Genomic DNA, 17,847 nt, shown 5'->3' with positions numbered 1-17,847 from the left:
CCTGCGTACTGCGTGGACCCAGAGATAAAAAAACGGAGCCATCAGGCTCCGTTTTATGTGTTATTGCTGCGACTTATTGCACCAACTATTGTGCCGGAACCGCAGGTTCTGCTGGGGTTGCTGGCATATCTTCTGGTGCGCTGTCGGTGTCTTCTTCAGCAGGTGCCCCGCCAAACATACCAAACAGGCCAACAAACTCTTGCAGTGACATTTTCTGACCATTCAAATTGACCTGATTATCAGCAAAATGGAAGCTGCTGCTGATAACATCATCTTTGGTGGTGGTCAGTTTAAACATCTGGCCCATAGCGGCAATGCCTTGAACCTGTTGTTGTGCCAGCTTCTGAGCTTCTTCCGGGCTGTAGCCTTGCAGGCGTGCGGCCTGGGTCGTCAACTCAGTTGCCATTGCCATCGGGATAGTCAGGGTTGCGTCAACTTTCTTCACTGACTGCGCTAACAGGGGTTCAGCACTTGCTTTAGTCTGCGCCGGATCAACCAAGTCGACATTCAGGGTAAAGGTACTTTCCCCTTTAGCGTTTTTCCAGCTCAGTGGCGCAATGCTCACGGTTGGATTGCCTTTTAACAGCCCTGGAAGATTGGCAATTAACATCTCAGTCATTTGCTCTTGATAGGCAACAGGATCGAGGTTTTCACCCGCCTGAACGGCTTTCAGCACTTGTTGATTATACGCGCTGGTGAACTGCTTCAGGTTTTGGCCATCAAGCTTGTCAAAGGCAAAGGCTAATTTACCGGAACCGAAATCATTACCCTGAATTTTTAATGCATCGAGGGTGTAGCTCAGTTTGCCGTTCAGGTCTTTATCCGTTTCACCCAATTGGGTATTAAGGTTAAAGCCAACCAGTGTTGCCATCTCTTTGCCATCAAGACTGAAACCAATTTGCTTGATAGCGACTTGTTGATCACCAATGCTGAGATCAAATTTACCCATTTTGCTGTCACTTTTCAGCGTCAGGCCCTGCACGCTGAATTGTTCCAGTTGGTCCCACTGATTTTTGCTGGTGAAGACGATATTCTCGCTGCTACCGCTCATCTTCACATTACGCATATCGCGCGAAACATCGGCATCAATGGTAGCACCAGAGAATTTCATACTGGTGGTGTTTTGCTGATAATCGATAGGAATAAAGGTAATGGCGGAAGAGGTATCACCGCTGTATGAAATGCGTGAATCCGCAGTAAACGGTGATTGGCCTTTGGTAACATCAAATAGCTTTTTCAATGCAGGGGTATTGGCAAGTTCGGTATGTACCGATGCCATGCTCGGGATCAAATTGAATTTCTTCAACTGCGCGAACGGGAATGGGCCGTGATCGATAGTTTCGATAAAAGCGATTTCATCACCGTCTTTTAACGCTTTTTCACCCACGACACTGCTATCTGCTTGCAGCACATAGCGAACCTGGCTACGGAACAAACCACGTTGGTAATCTGTATAGGCGAGTTTGACACCAGCTTTAGGCAGCAATGTTCTGATCTGCCCGTTTGCGGTGTTAACCAGTTCACCCATCCGTTGTTCAATCAGTTTGCCGGTATACCATGAGGCTCCAGTCCATGCTGCGCCAAGTACGACAATGACGCTGACAGCCACTAACGATTTTTTCATTGTTCTGTTCATCCTTTTCTAATACACCAAATTCACTATGTTGAACGCGGTAATGAGTTGCTGGTGAAAAACCACCCAAGAGAATGCCTGAAAAACAGTATTCACCAAATTAATATAGGCATAGATTAACCGGACACAAATATTATTGCGACGATAACTATCCTGAAACGGCAAGCGTGAGTTCTGTGTAATAACAAAACTCCGCCATTGCGACTATGGAATCTATCTATCACGACAGCAAAAAGCCAGTTATTGACAACAAAATGAGTGACTTCGTTCAGTCTGCGTTGTAAACACGCGCAATAGAGCCAATTCCTTGCACTGTAACCGGTGATTCATTCGCCGGGATAAAACAGGATTCGCCTGGTTGTAGGGTGATTTCCTGCTGCTGTTTTTTCAATATAGCCTGACCCTGAATACAAAACACAATTGCCGCGCTAGGTTGTGCCAACACTTGAGTCTCGGCCGTTACTGTATGCAGTGAAAAAGCAAAATCCTCAACTGGGATAGGGAAGGCCAGTTCGTTGCCTTGCTGTTTTGGCGTGGTCAGCAGAGTATCAGCCGGTTTGGGGATAAATTGCAGATTGGCCATCAGTTCGGGAATATCGATAAACTTAGGCGTCAGGCCTGCACGTAATACGTTATCGGAGTTTGCCATCACCTCTAGTGCCACGCCGTTGAGGTAGGCGTGCGGTGTTTCAGCATACAGGAACATGGCTTCACCCGGTTGCAGGGTCACGACATTTAGCAATAAGGGGGAGAACAAGCCGCTGTCATCAGGGTAAAAACGCGAGATACTGCGGATGGTATCCCAAGGTTCACCTAACTGGTTATTTAAGGCTGCTTTCAAAATTCCCAGCGCGAGCGTTTTTGGGTCGCCAGCCAAACTCAGTAAACTGGCAAACAGGGCCGCTAAGTGTTCAGTATCCGGTTCGCGCAGGAATGCGGCGATATCGGGATGCGCTGCCGCTAAGGGGTGGAGTAATGCCTGAATATCTTCCAGTGTACGGAAACCATTCATAGCCTGAAAGGGTGTTAGCGCATAGACCAGTTCCGGCTTATGGTTGGCATCTTTATAATTTCTTTCGGCAGCATCCAGTGGGATACCCGCCTGATTCTCTTTGGCAAAACCAATTTCGGCGGCGGTTTTACTGGGATGAACCTGAATCGATAACGGTTGTGCCGCACAAAGTACTTTGAACAGGAATGGTAGCTCACCAAAACGGTTGAAAACATCATGGCCCAGATTAGCATCGGGATCTTGTTCGATCACATCACGCAATGAATGCCACTGGCCGTTAGCATCTGCCACCTGTGAGCTGCTCTTCGGATGCGCGCCCATCCACAGTTCAGCCATTGGTTTCCCCTGTGGATTTGCTATGCCATAAAGCTGAGTGAGGGCGTCGGTACTGCCCCAAGCGTAGTTTTGCACTGCATTCTTCATCTTTTGCATGTTTACGTTCTGCCGTTTGTTAAGGGCCAAATTAAGGGTTACACACAAATCAGCTATTTTATATGACTAATCGCGCCTGGCCCTGCCGCCCAATAAAATTGTCCCTTAGTAAACAATGGCGCTACGGGGGTTGCAAGTAGTAATCGGAGGGTGGGGGGCCAATTGAGCGAAAACGGGCACTACCGCCGTTTAATGTCGCGAAGAGGGCGTAACATCGACGCCCTTATTTAGGAAAGTGAGAAAACCGATAAGGTAAATACGGCGAAAATCACCGGGCAAAAGATAGCGCTTGCCCTTGCCATCCAGTGGTACGCAGGAATTGTTCCCAGGTTAAACTGGCCGGATTTACTTGTCGGCTCCAAAGCAGATCTCGCTCTTTACGGAAGTAACCGTACTCTACCGTATACTCAGCCATACCGATTACTTCATCCACTAATCCCCCAATGCTGGAAAATGTGGGGAAGTGTTGACACAGCTCCTCACGTGTAAACGCCGAGCTGTAGCGGGCTTTTTTCCCCGTCACACGGCTAAATGTTTCAACCATCTCTTTGGGTGAAATGATCTCCCCGATAACAGGCAAAGATTGGCCCGCGTACAGGTCTTTATCATCAAAAATCGCTAACACCGCTGGGCCGGTCGCTGTCAATGGGTCGACAAAAGGTGCGCAAAAATCTTCAGGTAGATAGAGAGGAAAGACTAAAGTATCTCCTTCCATTCGTGGCTGATAGAACTCAAGCAGATTAGTGTAAAAAAACGCCATGTAGATAAATGAACTGGTGACGGGCAGTGTACGAATGTAGCTCTCAACCCGGCTCTTATCAGTAAAGTGTGGCACCCACTTTTTCCCTTCGGTAATCTTTTCTACGTTTTCCAGACTAGAGAATACAATATGTTTTACCCCCGCTTCGACGGCGGCATCTGCTATTTGTTTACCTAACGCTGTTTCGTGTGTTTCCGCGTGGCTCGCCTGCGGCGTGATAGCGGGCGTCATCAGAAACGCGCCATATGCCCCTTTAAATGCTTGAACAAACGTCTCTTTATGGCCCAATTCTAGCGGTACTGCCATGAGTTCTGCCCCCTGAAGCGCCAGCTCTTGCGCTTCAGGGGAATCTACCCGCCGCGTTAACGCGCGTACTCGGTAGCGCTGACTCTCTAGTAGCGTGCGCACCACACTACGCCCTTGTTTACTCAATGCTCCCACAACTGTGATGAGTGGTTTGCTATTCGATAACATCAACTGTCTCCTGATAATCCCTACAACATGAACTTGCATTATGATGACGGCTGAGGGATAAGAGAAATCGATTGTTTTATATTAAGGAATCCACCAAATGGATACCACACGGATAGATCTAAACCTGTTGGTCACCCTGGAAGCTTTGCTTGCTGAACAGAATGTAACCAAGGCCGCAGCGCGACTTAATCTCAGCCAGCCCGCAGTTAGTGCGCAACTGAATCGCTTGAGAGAGGTATTTGACGACCCTTTGCTGGTTCCTGCGCGACGGGGGATGACGCCGACTGCAAAAGCGCTGGAGCTACTTACTCCGCTGCGTGCGTCTTTGGACCAACTGCGCCGCACGCTGCAATCGCACAAGGATTTTTATCCCGAGCGGGCTCAACTGACGGTCACCATTGCGGGTACTGACTACATACAGGCTGCGGTCGTCATGCCGCTGGTTTTGGCCTTACGGCAAAGATCACCGGGGGTCCGCATTGCCGTTCGTCACTATAATCCGAGCCAGTTGGAACAACAGTTGGCCAGTGGCGAAGTTGATATAGCGGTTATTACACAAGGTGCCTATCATGCGCGTCTAAGAGCACGCCATTTGTTCGATGAAACTTATGTACTCATCGGGCGGAAGGACCACCCGGGGCTTAGAGACAAGTTAACAATGGAAGATTTTACCCAACTAGAGCATGTCATTGTTTCACCTTCCGGGGGCAGCTTCACCACACCAATAGACGATGCTCTGGCGGCATTCGGATTTCAACGTAATGTTGTTATGTCGGCAGCGTCATTCCTTTTTGTTCCTGAGATAGTCGCCACTAGCGACCTTGTGGCTTTAATTCCACGACGATTGTGGCAAGTGCAGGGGCAATCGGATCGATTCACGATGGTTGAGGTTGGCTGGCTTGCGGAGCAATTTGATGTCAGCTTAGTTTGGCATGAGCGCAGTCATAGCCATGCTGGCCATGGTTGGATCCGAGATTTGATGGTTGAACTGAGTGGTCACAAGGATGAGTGCGCTAATTAGCAGTGTGTTTTAGCCGCAGGCTCGTTATGAGAATATTGATCACAAAATGATATAAATGCGAATCAATCGCATAAAGGTAACAGCAAATGTGCCATGATAGTGTCATGTCGCCAGTGAGACTGGTATGACATACCTCAACCGTTCAGTTCTACATGCTAAGGAGACCGTGATGGCGACCACCCGCAGTGAAAAAGACTCTATGGGGCCTATCGATGTACCAGCAAATCAATTATGGGGCGCACAAACCCAGCGTTCACTGGAACATTTCCGTATCTCGCAAGAAAAAATGCCGACGGCACTGATCCATGCTCTGGCACTGACCAAACGGGCAGCGGCGCAGGTCAACATGGATTTAGGGCTACTACCAGCCGAACGGGCAAAGGCCATCATGCGTGCCGCAGATGAAGTTCTGGAAGAGTGTCATCCGAGTGAGTTTCCACTGTCTATCTGGCAAACCGGGTCTGGTACCCAGACCAACATGAATATGAATGAGGTTTTGGCGAACCGTGCCAGTGAGCTGTTAGGCGGCGAGCGCGGAAACAATCGGTTAGTGCATCCTAATGATGATGTGAATAAAAGCCAAAGTTCAAATGATGTCTTCCCAACGGCGATGCATGTTGCTGCGGTTATCGGGTTGCGGCAACATCTGTTACCGGAACTCAAAACATTGCAGGAGACACTGGCACACAAAGCGTACGCCTTTCGCGATATTGTGAAGATTGGCAGGACGCATTTGCAAGATGCTACACCATTGACCTTAGGGCAGGAGATCTCGGGCTGGGTGGCGATGCTATCTCACAGCGTGCAGCATATTGAAGCGACCATTCCTCATCTGTGTGAGTTGGCGTTAGGGGGGACGGCGGTAGGAACCGGGCTGAATACGCATCCAGAATATGCCGTGCGAGTAGCCAAAGAGATTGCGGCGCTTACCCATCAACCATTTATCACTGCGCCTAATAAGTTTGAGTCATTAGCGGCTTGTGATGCATTAGTTCATGGTCATGGGGCTTTAAAAGGACTTGCGGCTTCATTGATGAAAATTGCCAACGATGTGCGCTGGTTGTCCTCCGGCCCTCGCTGCGGCATTGGTGAAATCGCGATTCCTGAGAATGAACCGGGCAGTTCAATCATGCCTGGCAAAGTGAATCCGACACAGTGTGAAGCCATGACGATGTTATGCGCACAGGTTATGGGTAACGACGTGGCCATCAATATTGGTGGAGCATCCGGTAATTTTGAATTGAACGTCTTCCGCCCGTTGGTGATTCATAACTTCCTGCAATCAATTCGTTTGCTGGCCGATGGTATGCGCGGTTTTAATGAACATTGCGCGGTGGGTATTGAGCCAAATCGTGACCGTATAACGCAGTTACTGAATGAGTCTTTGATGTTAGTTACCGCGTTGAATACCCATATTGGTTATGACCAAGCTGCCGAGATTGCGAAAAAGGCCCATAAAGAAGGGCTTACACTCAAAGCTGCCGCCTTGAAATTAGGCTATCTGACCGGGGAACAGTTTGATGAATGGGTAAAACCGGAGGATATGGTTGGTAGTATGAAGTAACCACCGGCCAAGCAAACAATTAACGCCGGTCCTTATGACTGGCGTTTTTTACGGATAAAAAGAGTGGCTAAGTACCTAAAGGAACGATAGATAGTACCGGAATTGTTCTTGGCAACGCATTATTTATTCAACGTCGATATACAGATGCAACCTTGGCACCAGTAACCGCAGAGGTTTGGCATCCGGCTTATATTTATGCTTAATTTGGTTGATATCGTAGTCTATTAACTCACCTAACTTAGGCAATTCCGCCGCTGATTGTGCCTGGCAAAAAGCAATTAACGGCATAGGGCAGGGGTGTTGCACTTGCTTTTGTTGTTCCTGATACCAAACTCGCGCGATAGGCTGCACTTTTACTGGCCGCTTAATCTTCAGACGGGTATTTTCAGGTAACCGTTTTACATCATTAATTTCCAAGCTAATTAATGCCATCCACTGTTCGCGGCTAAAAGGCGGCACCGCGCGCCCGGCATTAAGGCTTTTATTCAGTTGAACCAAGATCTCTTCACGGGTGACATTCTTAATTATATGTTTGTTGGCCCAGCCGAAACGCACAGAACTAGGATTGATAAGTGGAGTAATGGTGCGGTAAGTATTTAAGGTAATCAGACCATGCAAATGGGTATGTACAAATTCGAAACGTTGCTCACTTGGTAAGCCAGATTCGACGGTAATGATATGTTCCAACTCACTTTTCAACTGATTAATCTGAGCAATAGTATTTTCACATTCCCCCAGTTGCTTATCACTCACGGTGAAACACAGTACCCCGGGTAAGCGCAGGGCAGCTTTACTGCTCGCATTTTGCCCCTGATGATGAATAAACAACCGCTGGTAATGTTGTAACCCCAGTTCTTTTGCTTCATTACCGACTTTTGCGGTAACGCTGATTTTCTCAATAGGTTGATGTTCGGTACCTTTTTCAATTTCAGGCAGCGAAAATACACGGGCTGCGAGTAGGGGAAGCGCATTAAGTTGCTGGTGGAGATAATCTAATGCAATTTCCAGTGCAGCAAAACTGCCATTCATTCGTTCAATCAAATCATACTTGGGCATTATCTTTTCCAATTAAGCCAGTTTTAGTTACAACATACATTATGTTATATCAGTAAAAACAGCACCATGAAAGTCTGTTGTTAACATTAATAAAGGGGGTATCTATACGTAATGGTAAAAGATTCAATAGCGCGATTTTTCGGGGTGGATTTACTGCTGGGTTAATACCTATTATCTTGAGTGTCAATTTTACGCCACTTTAAAGCAGATGATCATGTTAATTAAAAAGATAGATCAGACCACACTATCCGGGTGGATAAAACTGCGTACCCAGCTCTGGCCCAATCATGGTAGTGACGCGCACCATCGCGATGGTGAAAACATAATTTTTTGTTCCGATAAGCTAATTTCATTTGTTGCTATCGCTGATTCCGGGCATATAGTCGGATTTGCCGATGCTTCACTGCGGCATGATTATGTTAATGGCTGCGATAATACACCGGTAGTTTTTCTTGAAGGAATATTCGTTACTGAGACATATAGAAGAAAGGGAATTGCTGCACAATTAGTTACTGCTGTACAAACTTGGGGCCGAGTAAACGGTTGCTGCGAATTAGCGTCCGATACTGCTATTGATAATATTGCTTCACAGAAAATGCATCAGTCTTTAGGTTTCCAAGAAACGGAACGCGTGGTGTTTTTTAAAAAACCAATATCAGATCTTAGCTAGAGAGTGGGGCATTAATATAATACCCCACACCGATAATCAGGTTAGGTGCGCCAAGACAATTTTAGTGGCCGATGCTAATACATCCCGCCGTGATTCGGCATCTTTCTTAAGCTGCGTAAAGTAAACCACTAATACCAGTGGCGCACCTTTCGCAGGCCATAACACCGCGACGTCATTTGTCGTACCATAATCACCACTTCCGGTTTTGTCCCCGACAATCCAATCGGTAGGGACGCCCGCACGAATACTGGCCCCACCGGTAGTATTGCCCTTAAGCCATTGTGTAAGTTGTTCCCGCTGTGGGGTTGCAAGCGCATCACCTAATACCAGTTTGTTTACACTGGCTGCCATAGCCGCAGGTGTTGTGGTATCTCGAGGATCATTTGGCAAGGCAGTATTTAACTCAGGTTCCCAACGATCCAGTCTGAATGTCTGATCACCAATACTACGGGCAAACTGGTTAACCGCCTCGAGTCCACCTAACTGCTTGATTAACAAATTGGCTGCGGTGTTATCACTATACTGAATGGTCGCTGCACACAGGTCTGCAACTGTCATACCTTGTGCTAAATGTTTGCGCGTAATCGGTGCATAATCGAGTAAGTCACTTTCACGATAAATAATGTGTTTACTGAGTATATTTGGCTGAGATTGGCTATGACCCAACACTGCGGCGGCCAACATTAATTTGAAGGTACTACAGAATGGAAAGCGCTGGCCGCCACGATAGTGAACTTTGGTGCCTTTGTCGGTATTGATTAACGCCAGCCCTAAACGGCCATTTGACGATTTTTCAAGTTCAGCGAGTTGATTATCTAATGACATTTTCGCCCCAGCCGCCCAGGATGGTAGTGTAAAATTGAGCAATGGCACGGTGAGACCGGCTAATAATAGCGAACGCCGCAACGGTGAATGTTTCATTCCTGAATCTCGCAAGTGGGAAGAAAAATTTGCCTCTAAACACATGGCGCAGATAGGCAATTGTTAAGAATTTTCATCAGGCAGTTTACAGTAAGTTATATCAAATAGGGGAAGGGAACAAATTTAAACAATGCCGCATATCGAGGAAATTGATGCCGTGTTACACGCAATAAACAAGGCTAAATGTCGTTCAAAGTGACAGATAGCCTTGTTGGGTGCAGGTAGCTCAAATATTAAGCCAATGCTTTAGCTTTCAATTGCTGGTATTCGCTTTCAGTTATCGTGCCTTCATCCAATAATTTCTTGGCATCAGAAATCTGTTCTGCTGGTGATTTCCCCGCAACCTGGCGGATATAATCATTGGTATCAGATACCGATTTCTGTACCGTAGCGCGATAACGCTGCGCCATGCCTTTCCCTCGGGTAATGAGATACAAAAGAGACGTGAGGAGCGGGATGAAAAGCAGAAATACAATCCAGATTGCTTTATAAAAACCGCCTAACTCATGATCACGGAAGAGGTCAGAAATGACTTGAAATAGAATCAGTAAGTAAGCAATAAAGAAGAAAATTGAAAACGTTGTTACCAGTATGTCCCAAAGCGTAAGAAAGTGACTTGCCATATGTTCTCCTGAAAAAATAAATTAAGGAAATATTTTTCGTAAAATCCCTAAATACGTTAGATACTTAATTTACACGCTAACTAGCAGTAATCCTGTATTAAGTTTCATATTAATAATAGATACATAGGCGACAGGACGTCAAATTATAGTTTGGCGTCCAATAGATCTTATCTCGATAATTAAAGATTAAATTCGTGCGGCTTCTGGCAATTTACGTAATCGCTGCCCGACATACAGTGCTAGCAGTAGCAGCGTCGCAATAAACCCCACCACCCCAGTCCAGCCTAAATTAAGCCAGAAGATGCCCCCCAATGTTCCCGCTACGCTAGAACCGGCATAATAGCAAAATAGGTAGAGTGATGAGGCTTGAGCTTTAGCGCGACGAGCGCGGCGCCCAATCCAACTACTGGCAACCGAGTGAGCAGCAAAGAAACCGGCTGTAAATATCATCATGCCGAAAAGAATCGTAATCACAGGGGGGAAACTGGTAATAATAACACCGGCCAGCATCATACCTATTGCGGCTAATAATACCGGCCCACGACCATATCGGCTGGTGAGCGAACCTGCTTTCGGTGAACTATAAGAACCCGTCAGATACACTATCGATAATAATCCCACCACGGCTTGACTCATATAATAAGGCTGAGCCAATAAGCGGTATCCAATGTAATTAAATAAGGTGACAAAGCTGCCCATGATTAAAAAACCTTCGGCAAACAGCAGTGGTAAGCCTGGGTCACGCCAGTGCAGCTTGAAATTGATAACCAATGTTCTAGGGCGTAACGACGTTGGGCGGAAATGTTTAGACGGCGGGAGAATTCGCCAAAACATGCAAGCGGCAGCTAAAGCAAACAACCCAATAACCGCCAGTGCAATACGCCAGGAAAAGAAGTCACTCAACACCCCGGTCACCAGGCGGCCACTCATCCCTCCGATGGAGTTGCCGCTGATATACAAGCCCATGGAGAGTGCGACAAAACTTGGATGAATCTCCTCACTGAGGTAGGTCATGGCCACAGCAGCAACGCCGCTTAAGGACAGACCAATCAATGCCCGCATCAACAAAATCCCTTGCCAGCTGGTCATAAAGGCACAAATTAAAGTACAGATAGCCGCCAGCATTAGCGCAACGACCATGACCGACTTACGTCCAATGGCATCGGAAAGTGGGCCGGTAAACATCAGGCCAAACGCTAACATGCCGGTGGCAGCTGAAAGCGATAAGCTGCTGCCCGCAGGTGAGATATTAAAGTCTTGAGATAACAGTGGCAGGATGGGTTGTACACAATAGAGCAGGGCGAATGTAGCTAATCCTGCTGAAAAGAAAGCCAGTGTCACACGGATAAATTCTGGTGTACCACGTTGAATATATGGCCGTTTAGTTAAACGTGTAACCTCGGGAAGCGGAACTAACGAAGTTGCATCATCATGTGCTGCGGATGTCGGCGCTACGGTGGTCGTAGTGCGCAAAGAGGTGGTCACGGTATTTCCTTATCAATAACCCAATTAAAGACTGTCTGTTTCGATTTAGCCACTTAATGAGAAGAGCATAGAAATAGCTGAGTTTTTTGTCTAATATATTAATTATTAGAAATGAGACTTTAAACATATCAATGAGACGCAATGAGTATTGAACTCAGACATTTACGTTATTTCATTGCCGTAGCAGAAGAATTGCACTTTGGTAGGGCGGCAGAGCGCTTGCGCATTTCTCAGCCACCACTCAGCCAGCAAATTCAGAGTTTGGAAGAGCAAATTGGTGCCCGACTCTTGGCGCGTAACAACCGTAATGTCAGCCTGACCCAAGCCGGCACCTTGTTTTTAAAGGAGTCTTACCAAATTTTAGCCCAAGTGCATTCGGCAGCGGAAAAAGCGGGGCGTTTACATCGCGGAGAATCCGGCGAACTGACTATCGGTTTTACTTCATCGGCACCTTTTATTAGCACGGTATCTAAAAATTTACAGGCATTCCGGCAACTGCATCCTCAAGTGCATATCAAAATGCGGGAAGTTAACAGTAGACAGCAAATTGAACCTTTACTGGATGGGCGGCTTGATCTTGGCGTAATGCGCAATACACGATTGCCGGAGGCACTGCAATATCGTCTGTTGTTACGTGAACCTTTGGTTGCCGTTGTCCACGAAAAAAGCCCCTTAGCGGCCTTACCTGCGGGGAGTGTTAAATTTAGCTCACTGGCAGAACAACCCTTTGTTTTCTTTTCGCGTGAAGTGGGTACCGCCCTGTATGATGAAATCCTCGCACTATTAACCCGCGCGGGTATCACGCCTTATATTACGCAAGAAGTAGGAGAGGCGATGACCATCGTCGGTTTGGTGTCCTCTGGTTTGGGCGTGTCGATACTGCCTGCCTCATTTACCCGAGTAAAAGTGGATGGGGTGAAATATTTACCTTTGGCTGAACCTGATGCCACCACCGAAGTGTGGTTGGTTAATCATAAACATCGGCCAGTAACCGCCCCAGCAGAAGCGTTGATTCGCTTGATGGTTAAGGATACTCAAGCGACGCCCGCCAACTGACTCGGTATAAATAACCAGCAGTAACCCTTAGAAAACCGGTGATTATGTGCAGTAAATCACATAACTAATCAAATAGTTGACGCCATATACTAAAAGCCCCAACATAGCCGATAATCTTTATTTAGAAGCGCGAAAAATACTCGGTTGGCAGAGAAGGAGCCGGTTCAGTGATAACGGATGGACAGCCTGGGCACATTGATCAAATCAAGCAGACCAATGCAGGAGCCGTTTATCGGCTGATTGATTTGTTCGGCCCAATATCCCGTATTGAACTGTCTAAACGGGCGCAACTGGCCCCGGCCAGTATCACGAAGATTGTGCGGGAACTGGTTGAGGCTCATCTGGTAAAAGAGACCGAATATCAAGATATTGGCAGCCGTGGACGCCCTGCTATTGGTTTAGTTCTTGATACCGAAGCTTGGCATTATGTCTCTGGGCGTATCAGTCGCGGCTCTATTACTCTCGCCTTGCGTGACCTCAGCAGTAAACTGGTAGTTGAGGATCAAATTCCGTTACCGGATAGTCATCCTGAACCACTACTTAATCGTATTCTCAATGAAGTTGATCAATTCTTTATTCGGCATCAAGACAAGCTTGAGCGGTTAACTGCGATTGCGATTACTATGCCTGGCATCATTGATGCCCCGGCGGGTATTGTGCATAAAATGCCGTTTTATGATGTTGATGAGATGCTGCTTGGCCCAGCACTGGAACAGCGCACGGGATTACCTGTCTATCTACAACACGATATTTGCGCCTGGACGATGGCCGAAGCACTGTATGGTGCTTCACGTGGCTGTCAGAATGTCATCCAGGTGGTGATTGATCATAACGTCGGTGCTGGTGTTATCACTGCCGGAAGGGTATTGCACGCAGGTAGTCGTAGCGTAGTGGAGATTGGTCATACTCAGGTGGATCCCTACGGCAAGCGCTGTTATTGCGGTAATCATGGCTGCCTTGAGACAGTTGCCAGTATCGAGAATATGCTGGAAATTGCCCAGCAACGATTAAATGGTTCAATGAGTTCGCTATTACACAGTTCTCCACTGAATGTTGAATCTTTATGTGATGCGGCGCTGGCGGGCGATCAGTTAGCTAAAGATATTATTCTGGGCGTTGGCCACAGTGTTGGCCGAATTATTGCCATTATGGTCAATTTATTTAACCCGGAAAAAATTCTGGTCGGTTCCCCATTAAATAAAGCCGCATCTATTCTACATCCGGCAATTGCGTCATGTATTCGTCAACAAGCACTACCTGCTTACAGTGAGAATATTCTGGTTGAACCAACAGCATTTTTTAATCAGGGCACAATGCCAGGAGCTGCATTAGTAAAAGAAGCGTTATATAACGGTTCATTATTGGTGAAGTTGCTGCAAGGGTAAGGTATTAACACTAATAATTATGGGTTAATTATTAGTGGGTATGTACGATGTATTCCTCCTATTATTTGGCGTTATCCGTTAAAAACCTCTCTCAGTTCGGCAAAACCTTGCGCTAACGCAAGCTGTCTGTTGTCGGCATCGCCTAGACTTTTATCCATGTTGCCAATTTCGCTAATGTTAGGCGGAAAGACTTGAGTCTAAGTGGCCAGATTGCGGAGTATTGTTATGTTAACGCGTGTATTTGTGACGGGTACCGACACTGCTGTCGGTAAAACCGTGGTGTCACGGGCCTTACTTCAGGCCTTAAGCCAAAATGGCAGAACAGCGGTAGGCTATAAGCCGGTAGCGACAGAAAGTAAAGAGACACCTGAAGGGTTGCGTAATCAGGATGCACTTATTTTGCAGGCTTCATCCTCTATAAAGCTGGATTATCAGGAAGTTAATCCATTCCCGCTGCAAGGGGATGTTATCCATGCCTGCACGGATACGCTGATTAATTACGGTGCAATGACCGAAGGATTACAACGTTTATCCGCCAAAGCCGATACGGTTGTGGTCGAAGGTTGTGGTGGCTGGAAAGTTATGATGAATGACCAGCGTTTCTATTCTGATTGGGTGATACAGGAACAATTGCCGGTTATTTTAGTCGTCGGAATTAAATTAGGTTGCATCAATCATGCATTATTAACAGCACAAGCCATTATCAACGATGGATTACCCTTATTGGGATGGGTCGCAAATCGAATTAATCCCGGATTAGCTCATTACGCCGAAACAATTGCTATGCTGCGCGAACGGTTACCTGCGCCACAATTAGGGCAATTACCTTATCTTCCTCATCCAGAAGAGAAGCCGCTGGCGAAATATTTAGATTTGACGGCGATCGGCTGATCATCTATTTATCCCTTTGGACTGATTAAATTAATAGTGGCTATCCGCTATTGCATTAGTTGCCTATTTTAGCGTGAATGATATACCGAAATCGGACGCAACCATCGGGCTATTGTTGTTGAAATAACACAGGATAATAGTAATCCTGGGAGTAGGGTGTATTCGCCCGTCATTTCGCAAACCATTAATGCCGCCATGATAGGGGCATGAGTGGTCGCAGCCAATAGCGTCGCCATACCGGTTAGTGCCATCAACAACGCAATATTGTCACCAAGAGCTGGCCACCAGGCAAACATCTGCCCACACAACATGCCCAACGCGGCCCCAACAAACAGGGTCGGGGTGAATACCCCGCCCGGAGCACCTGAACCGCTACTGGCTAATACGGCCAACAATTTGCATATCAATATACCGGCAATCAATAAAACCCCTGGCGGAGCTGTCAACAGTGACTGCACCACACTGTAGCCATTGCCCCAGACCTCAGGGAAAATCAGCGATAATAGCCCGACAATTATCCCCCCCAGCGCAAGCTGTAATGGGGGAGAAAGATTCAGCGAGCGGAAAGCATCTCCACTGGCGGCCATACCTTTTAAAAACAAGGGGCCACAGAAGCCAGCCAGCAAGCCTAATAGTGCCATCAGTAAATATTGTATTGGCCACGGTGATGGTAGCGCTTGCACTTGATAAAGGGGTTCCTGGCCACCGTGCAGCAGGTTGGTAGTGAGCAATGCACTGACGGCTGCGATCACTACTGGCCCAAGTGAGGCCAGCATCAACGTACCAAACAGAATTTCTGCAATAAATAGACTGCCCGCCAGCGGCGCATGATAGGCGCTGGCCATCCCGGCGGCGGCACCACAGGCAACCCAAAGCTTCCATTCGTTAGGTTTGGCATAGCGCTGAGCAAAAACGGACGCAAACAAAGCGGCCAACAGCACCATTGCCCCTTCGCGACCAATCGCACTGCCGCTGGAGACCACGAGTAATGAAGCGAGGGACTTAACCAGACTGGCGGAAACATCTAACCGGCCATCACCAATCTCGATGGCCTCCATGTAATCAGTTGGCGCACTGGGCTTTTGTTTTTGGTAACGCTGGTATCCCCATAAAAGAGCACCGGCGGCCAAACCACCTAATGCGGGGGTTAATGCGCGTCGCCAGCCAGTAATAGAAGAGGCAGCGGCTACCAGACTGCCATCAGTTCGGGCAAATAACAGCCACTCCAAGCCCAACATTGCTTGATGGAATAACCAAACAATCAAGGCTGCCATCATACCCAGCATGATCGAAATCAGTAGTCGACGCAGCATGGCGCGATAGTAATACAGGTGGGCAGGCCGTTTCATGCAACGCTACTGACTGACATAGTGAGGTAAACCCCATACTTTGGTGATTGATAGGTAAGTTGACGGAGAGTGTGTTACTTGTCATCGATTGTTACTTGCTACCAAATGAATGACCAGTAAAAATTGAGAAATGCAGAAATAAATTATTGATAAAACAAAAGGGTGTACCGAAAGGCACACCCAGACCGGTGACGGCGAAATTACTCGCTGTCGGTTATGCGGGTATAAACAATTTTCTGGCTGTCATTTTCGCAATGTCCAACCACCTGACCGCCAGTTTGCTGAGCTTGATCATTAGGAACGATATCCAGTTTAAAGCCGGATTCAGGCACCCCATTATTGATAATCTTCTGCGTGATATCTGCTTTCACACTTTCACAAGATGCCAGAGCAGCCAAAGGGGCCAGCGATAACAACAATGTACTGATAATAAGCGTTTTTTTCATCATAAAATCCTTATGTGGATGAATAGCTTGCCTAACATATTGATTCTTAAGCCGTGCCTAAAGGATAGTCCAGATTCTCATAACCTCAAGCCATAGCCACCCATTACGGATTAATCTGGCGACCTGATAGCCGATCCAGGCAGCGCTGCGTGTTAGGCTCCCAATAGGCGTTCAAATTTTCACTGCGGTCGCAGTTGTCTTTCGCATCTTCAGCCCGATCAAACTTATCAAAGTTCTTTTCAACCCGGGTGTTAACTTTATTGCGCAGGCGATGAGTATCATCCCATTGCTGTTGGCTTTGGCGAGCCTGTTCTTTGGACATCGAATCATTACTACCACCAACAGAAACACAAGTGCTGCCTTGGGTGCAATTGGTCGCCTGTGCCAGGGCCGGTGTTTGCCAGGCAAGCATAACCAAAGCTAGCGGTAGAAACGCACGAGTCAGGCGTGGCAGGCTAGTTATTTTCATCGTCTTAAGTCCTTTATTAGTCGGTGATGTTAAATCATCATGTGGTTTACTGGCACGCTATCAGCGGATAAAAAATTATATCATTGCTTTCGGTATATAAACCAGTCAGCGACAGGTTTGTCGGGAATATGTAGAGTAACCTAATGTTAATTTTAAACATTTGCATTGCTGGCAATATCAAGAGATCTGAACATGTTAAAGACGTCGTTACTGTTTTTTGTTACCGCACTGGCTGAGATAATTGGCTGTTTCTTGCCCTATTTGTGGTTACGTAAAGGAGGCCCTCTCTGGTTATTACTGCCCGCGGCGGCCAGTCTGGCAATGTTTGTCTGGTTATTGACACTGCATCCCGCAGCCAGTGGGCGTGTTTATGCGGCATACGGTGGGGTTTATGTCGCGACAGCGCTAATTTGGTTACGGGTAGTGGATGGCGTGAAACTTTCACTGTTCGATTGGGTCGGTGCGGGGGTCGCTCTGACTGGGATGCTGATTATTGTCGCGGGCTGGCGAGTAAATTAAGGGCGGGGCAGTGATGGCCCCCTCGTTTTCTTTATTGTACTCAATGTGATTATGATGATATTAATTAAAACTAATACGCAG

At 47.1% G+C, this 17,847-nt stretch carries 17 protein-coding genes; 7 read left to right on the top strand and 10 right to left on the bottom strand.

All coding sequences use genetic code 11. From position 1 onward, the window contains the following. Positions 1 to 85: 85 nt before the first annotated feature. The 3 genes from V2A85_RS06640 to V2A85_RS06630 all read right to left on the bottom strand — a co-directional run bounded on the left by V2A85_RS06640 (position 86) and on the right by V2A85_RS06630 (position 4,311). Positions 86 to 1,624, bottom strand: coding sequence for a YdgA family protein (locus tag V2A85_RS06640; RefSeq protein ID WP_372559012.1), 1,539 nt, complete (start codon positions 1,622 to 1,624; stop codon positions 86 to 88). A gap of 277 nt (positions 1,625 to 1,901) precedes the next feature. After that, on the bottom strand, positions 1,902 to 3,077 hold the full coding sequence (gene manA / locus V2A85_RS06635) for a mannose-6-phosphate isomerase (RefSeq protein ID WP_372559013.1): 1,176 nt from the start codon (positions 3,075 to 3,077) through the stop codon (positions 1,902 to 1,904). A 268-nt stretch (positions 3,078 to 3,345) separates the two neighbouring features. Continuing rightward, entirely contained in the window at positions 3,346 to 4,311 is a 966-nt protein-coding gene (locus tag V2A85_RS06630) for an NmrA/HSCARG family protein (RefSeq protein ID WP_083158858.1), read from the bottom strand. Between the two features lie 97 nt (positions 4,312 to 4,408). Here V2A85_RS06630 and V2A85_RS06625 point away from each other — a divergent pair, with 97 nt between their 5' ends. Continuing rightward, entirely contained in the window at positions 4,409 to 5,332 is a 924-nt protein-coding gene (locus V2A85_RS06625) for a LysR family transcriptional regulator (protein ID WP_372559015.1), read from the top strand. A gap of 169 nt (positions 5,333 to 5,501) precedes the next feature. After that, a complete protein-coding gene (gene fumC / locus V2A85_RS06620) occupies positions 5,502 to 6,896 on the top strand; it encodes a class II fumarate hydratase (protein WP_420071104.1) in 1,395 nt (464 codons plus the stop codon). A gap of 123 nt (positions 6,897 to 7,019) precedes the next feature. Here fumC and tus read toward each other — a convergent pair whose 3' ends face one another. Then, entirely contained in the window at positions 7,020 to 7,952 is a 933-nt protein-coding gene (gene tus / locus V2A85_RS06615; RefSeq protein ID WP_420071103.1) for a DNA replication terminus site-binding protein, read from the bottom strand. A gap of 214 nt (positions 7,953 to 8,166) precedes the next feature. On the opposite strand from tus, the gene aac(6') reads away from it, so the two are divergent. Continuing rightward, positions 8,167 to 8,622, top strand: coding sequence for an aminoglycoside 6'-N-acetyltransferase (gene aac(6'), locus V2A85_RS06610; protein WP_372559018.1), 456 nt, complete (start codon positions 8,167 to 8,169; stop codon positions 8,620 to 8,622). Between the two features lie 36 nt (positions 8,623 to 8,658). Here the strand turns inward: aac(6') and bla are convergent, their stop codons facing one another. The 3 genes from bla to V2A85_RS06595 form a co-directional block, all read right to left on the bottom strand. Then, entirely contained in the window at positions 8,659 to 9,543 is an 885-nt protein-coding gene (gene bla, locus V2A85_RS06605) for a class A beta-lactamase (RefSeq protein ID WP_420071102.1), read from the bottom strand. A gap of 233 nt (positions 9,544 to 9,776) precedes the next feature. Further along, complete coding sequence (locus V2A85_RS06600; protein ID WP_083158851.1) at positions 9,777 to 10,166, bottom strand: SHOCT domain-containing protein; 390 nt, start codon at positions 10,164 to 10,166, stop codon at positions 9,777 to 9,779. 186 nt (positions 10,167 to 10,352) lie between these two features. Further along, positions 10,353 to 11,651, bottom strand: a complete 1,299-nt coding sequence (locus tag V2A85_RS06595; protein WP_372559020.1) for an MFS transporter — start codon at positions 11,649 to 11,651, stop codon at positions 10,353 to 10,355. A 141-nt stretch (positions 11,652 to 11,792) separates the two neighbouring features. Here V2A85_RS06595 and V2A85_RS06590 point away from each other — a divergent pair, with 141 nt between their 5' ends. The 3 genes from V2A85_RS06590 (at position 11,793) to bioD (ending at position 14,983) form a co-directional block, all read left to right on the top strand. Further along, positions 11,793 to 12,707, top strand: a complete 915-nt coding sequence (locus V2A85_RS06590) for a LysR substrate-binding domain-containing protein (protein WP_420071101.1) — start codon at positions 11,793 to 11,795, stop codon at positions 12,705 to 12,707. A gap of 167 nt (positions 12,708 to 12,874) precedes the next feature. Further along, the gene (gene mlc / locus V2A85_RS06585; RefSeq protein ID WP_083158848.1) at positions 12,875 to 14,092 is read left to right on the top strand and encodes an ROK family transcriptional regulator Mlc; all 1,218 of its coding nucleotides are present in this window, start codon (positions 12,875 to 12,877) and stop codon (positions 14,090 to 14,092) included. Positions 14,093 to 14,317: 225 nt separating this feature from the next. Further along, positions 14,318 to 14,983: a dethiobiotin synthase gene (gene bioD / locus V2A85_RS06580; protein ID WP_372559022.1), complete on the top strand. Its 666-nt coding sequence runs from the start codon at positions 14,318 to 14,320 to the stop codon at positions 14,981 to 14,983. Between the two features lie 68 nt (positions 14,984 to 15,051). Here bioD and clcB read toward each other — a convergent pair whose 3' ends face one another. The 3 genes from clcB to V2A85_RS06565 all read right to left on the bottom strand — a co-directional run bounded on the left by clcB (position 15,052) and on the right by V2A85_RS06565 (position 17,247). Further along, entirely contained in the window at positions 15,052 to 16,332 is a 1,281-nt protein-coding gene (gene clcB / locus V2A85_RS06575; RefSeq protein ID WP_420071100.1) for a voltage-gated ClC-type chloride channel ClcB, read from the bottom strand. Positions 16,333 to 16,532: 200 nt separating this feature from the next. Beyond that, the gene (locus V2A85_RS06570) at positions 16,533 to 16,778 is read right to left on the bottom strand and encodes a DUF1161 domain-containing protein (RefSeq protein WP_372559024.1); all 246 of its coding nucleotides are present in this window, start codon (positions 16,776 to 16,778) and stop codon (positions 16,533 to 16,535) included. 103 nt (positions 16,779 to 16,881) lie between these two features. After that, the gene (locus V2A85_RS06565) at positions 16,882 to 17,247 is read right to left on the bottom strand and encodes a DUF1283 family protein (RefSeq protein ID WP_083158844.1); all 366 of its coding nucleotides are present in this window, start codon (positions 17,245 to 17,247) and stop codon (positions 16,882 to 16,884) included. Positions 17,248 to 17,439: 192 nt separating this feature from the next. Here V2A85_RS06565 and V2A85_RS06560 point away from each other — a divergent pair, with 192 nt between their 5' ends. Beyond that, positions 17,440 to 17,766 carry a YnfA family protein gene (locus V2A85_RS06560; protein WP_372559025.1) on the top strand — a complete coding sequence of 109 codons (327 nt, stop codon included), beginning with the start codon at positions 17,440 to 17,442 and terminating at the stop codon, positions 17,764 to 17,766. Positions 17,767 to 17,847 lie beyond the last annotated feature (81 nt).

Source organism: Yersinia sp. 1252 StPb PI, assembly GCF_048593885.1.
Taxonomy (GTDB): domain Bacteria; phylum Pseudomonadota; class Gammaproteobacteria; order Enterobacterales; family Enterobacteriaceae; genus Yersinia; species Yersinia enterocolitica_E.
Note: the sequence above shows the minus strand (reverse complement) of the source record. Positions and strands in the feature narration are given on the sequence as shown.

What these genes read in the sequence shown, in the direction of transcription:
- V2A85_RS06640 (WP_372559012.1), bottom strand. Translation starts at nt 1,624, where the DNA reads ATGAAAAAATCGTTAGTGGCTGTCAGCGTCATTGTCGTACTTGGCGCA.
- manA (WP_372559013.1), bottom strand. Translation starts at nt 3,077, where the DNA reads ATGCAAAAGATGAAGAATGCAGTGCAAAACTACGCTTGGGGCAGTACC.
- V2A85_RS06630 (WP_083158858.1), bottom strand. Translation starts at nt 4,311, where the DNA reads ATGTTATCGAATAGCAAACCACTCATCACAGTTGTGGGAGCATTGAGT.
- V2A85_RS06625 (WP_372559015.1), top strand. Translation starts at nt 4,409, where the DNA reads ATGGATACCACACGGATAGATCTAAACCTGTTGGTCACCCTGGAAGCT.
- fumC (WP_420071104.1), top strand. Translation starts at nt 5,502, where the DNA reads ATGGCGACCACCCGCAGTGAAAAAGACTCTATGGGGCCTATCGATGTA.
- tus (WP_420071103.1), bottom strand. Translation starts at nt 7,952, where the DNA reads ATGCCCAAGTATGATTTGATTGAACGAATGAATGGCAGTTTTGCTGCA.
- bla (WP_420071102.1), bottom strand. Translation starts at nt 9,543, where the DNA reads ATGAAACATTCACCGTTGCGGCGTTCGCTATTATTAGCCGGTCTCACC.
- V2A85_RS06600 (WP_083158851.1), bottom strand. Translation starts at nt 10,166, where the DNA reads ATGGCAAGTCACTTTCTTACGCTTTGGGACATACTGGTAACAACGTTT.
- V2A85_RS06590 (WP_420071101.1), top strand. Translation starts at nt 11,793, where the DNA reads ATGAGTATTGAACTCAGACATTTACGTTATTTCATTGCCGTAGCAGAA.
- bioD (WP_372559022.1), top strand. Translation starts at nt 14,318, where the DNA reads ATGTTAACGCGTGTATTTGTGACGGGTACCGACACTGCTGTCGGTAAA.
- clcB (WP_420071100.1), bottom strand. Translation starts at nt 16,332, where the DNA reads ATGAAACGGCCTGCCCACCTGTATTACTATCGCGCCATGCTGCGTCGA.
- V2A85_RS06570 (WP_372559024.1), bottom strand. Translation starts at nt 16,778, where the DNA reads ATGAAAAAAACGCTTATTATCAGTACATTGTTGTTATCGCTGGCCCCT.
- V2A85_RS06565 (WP_083158844.1), bottom strand. Translation starts at nt 17,247, where the DNA reads ATGAAAATAACTAGCCTGCCACGCCTGACTCGTGCGTTTCTACCGCTA.
- V2A85_RS06560 (WP_372559025.1), top strand. Translation starts at nt 17,440, where the DNA reads ATGTTAAAGACGTCGTTACTGTTTTTTGTTACCGCACTGGCTGAGATA.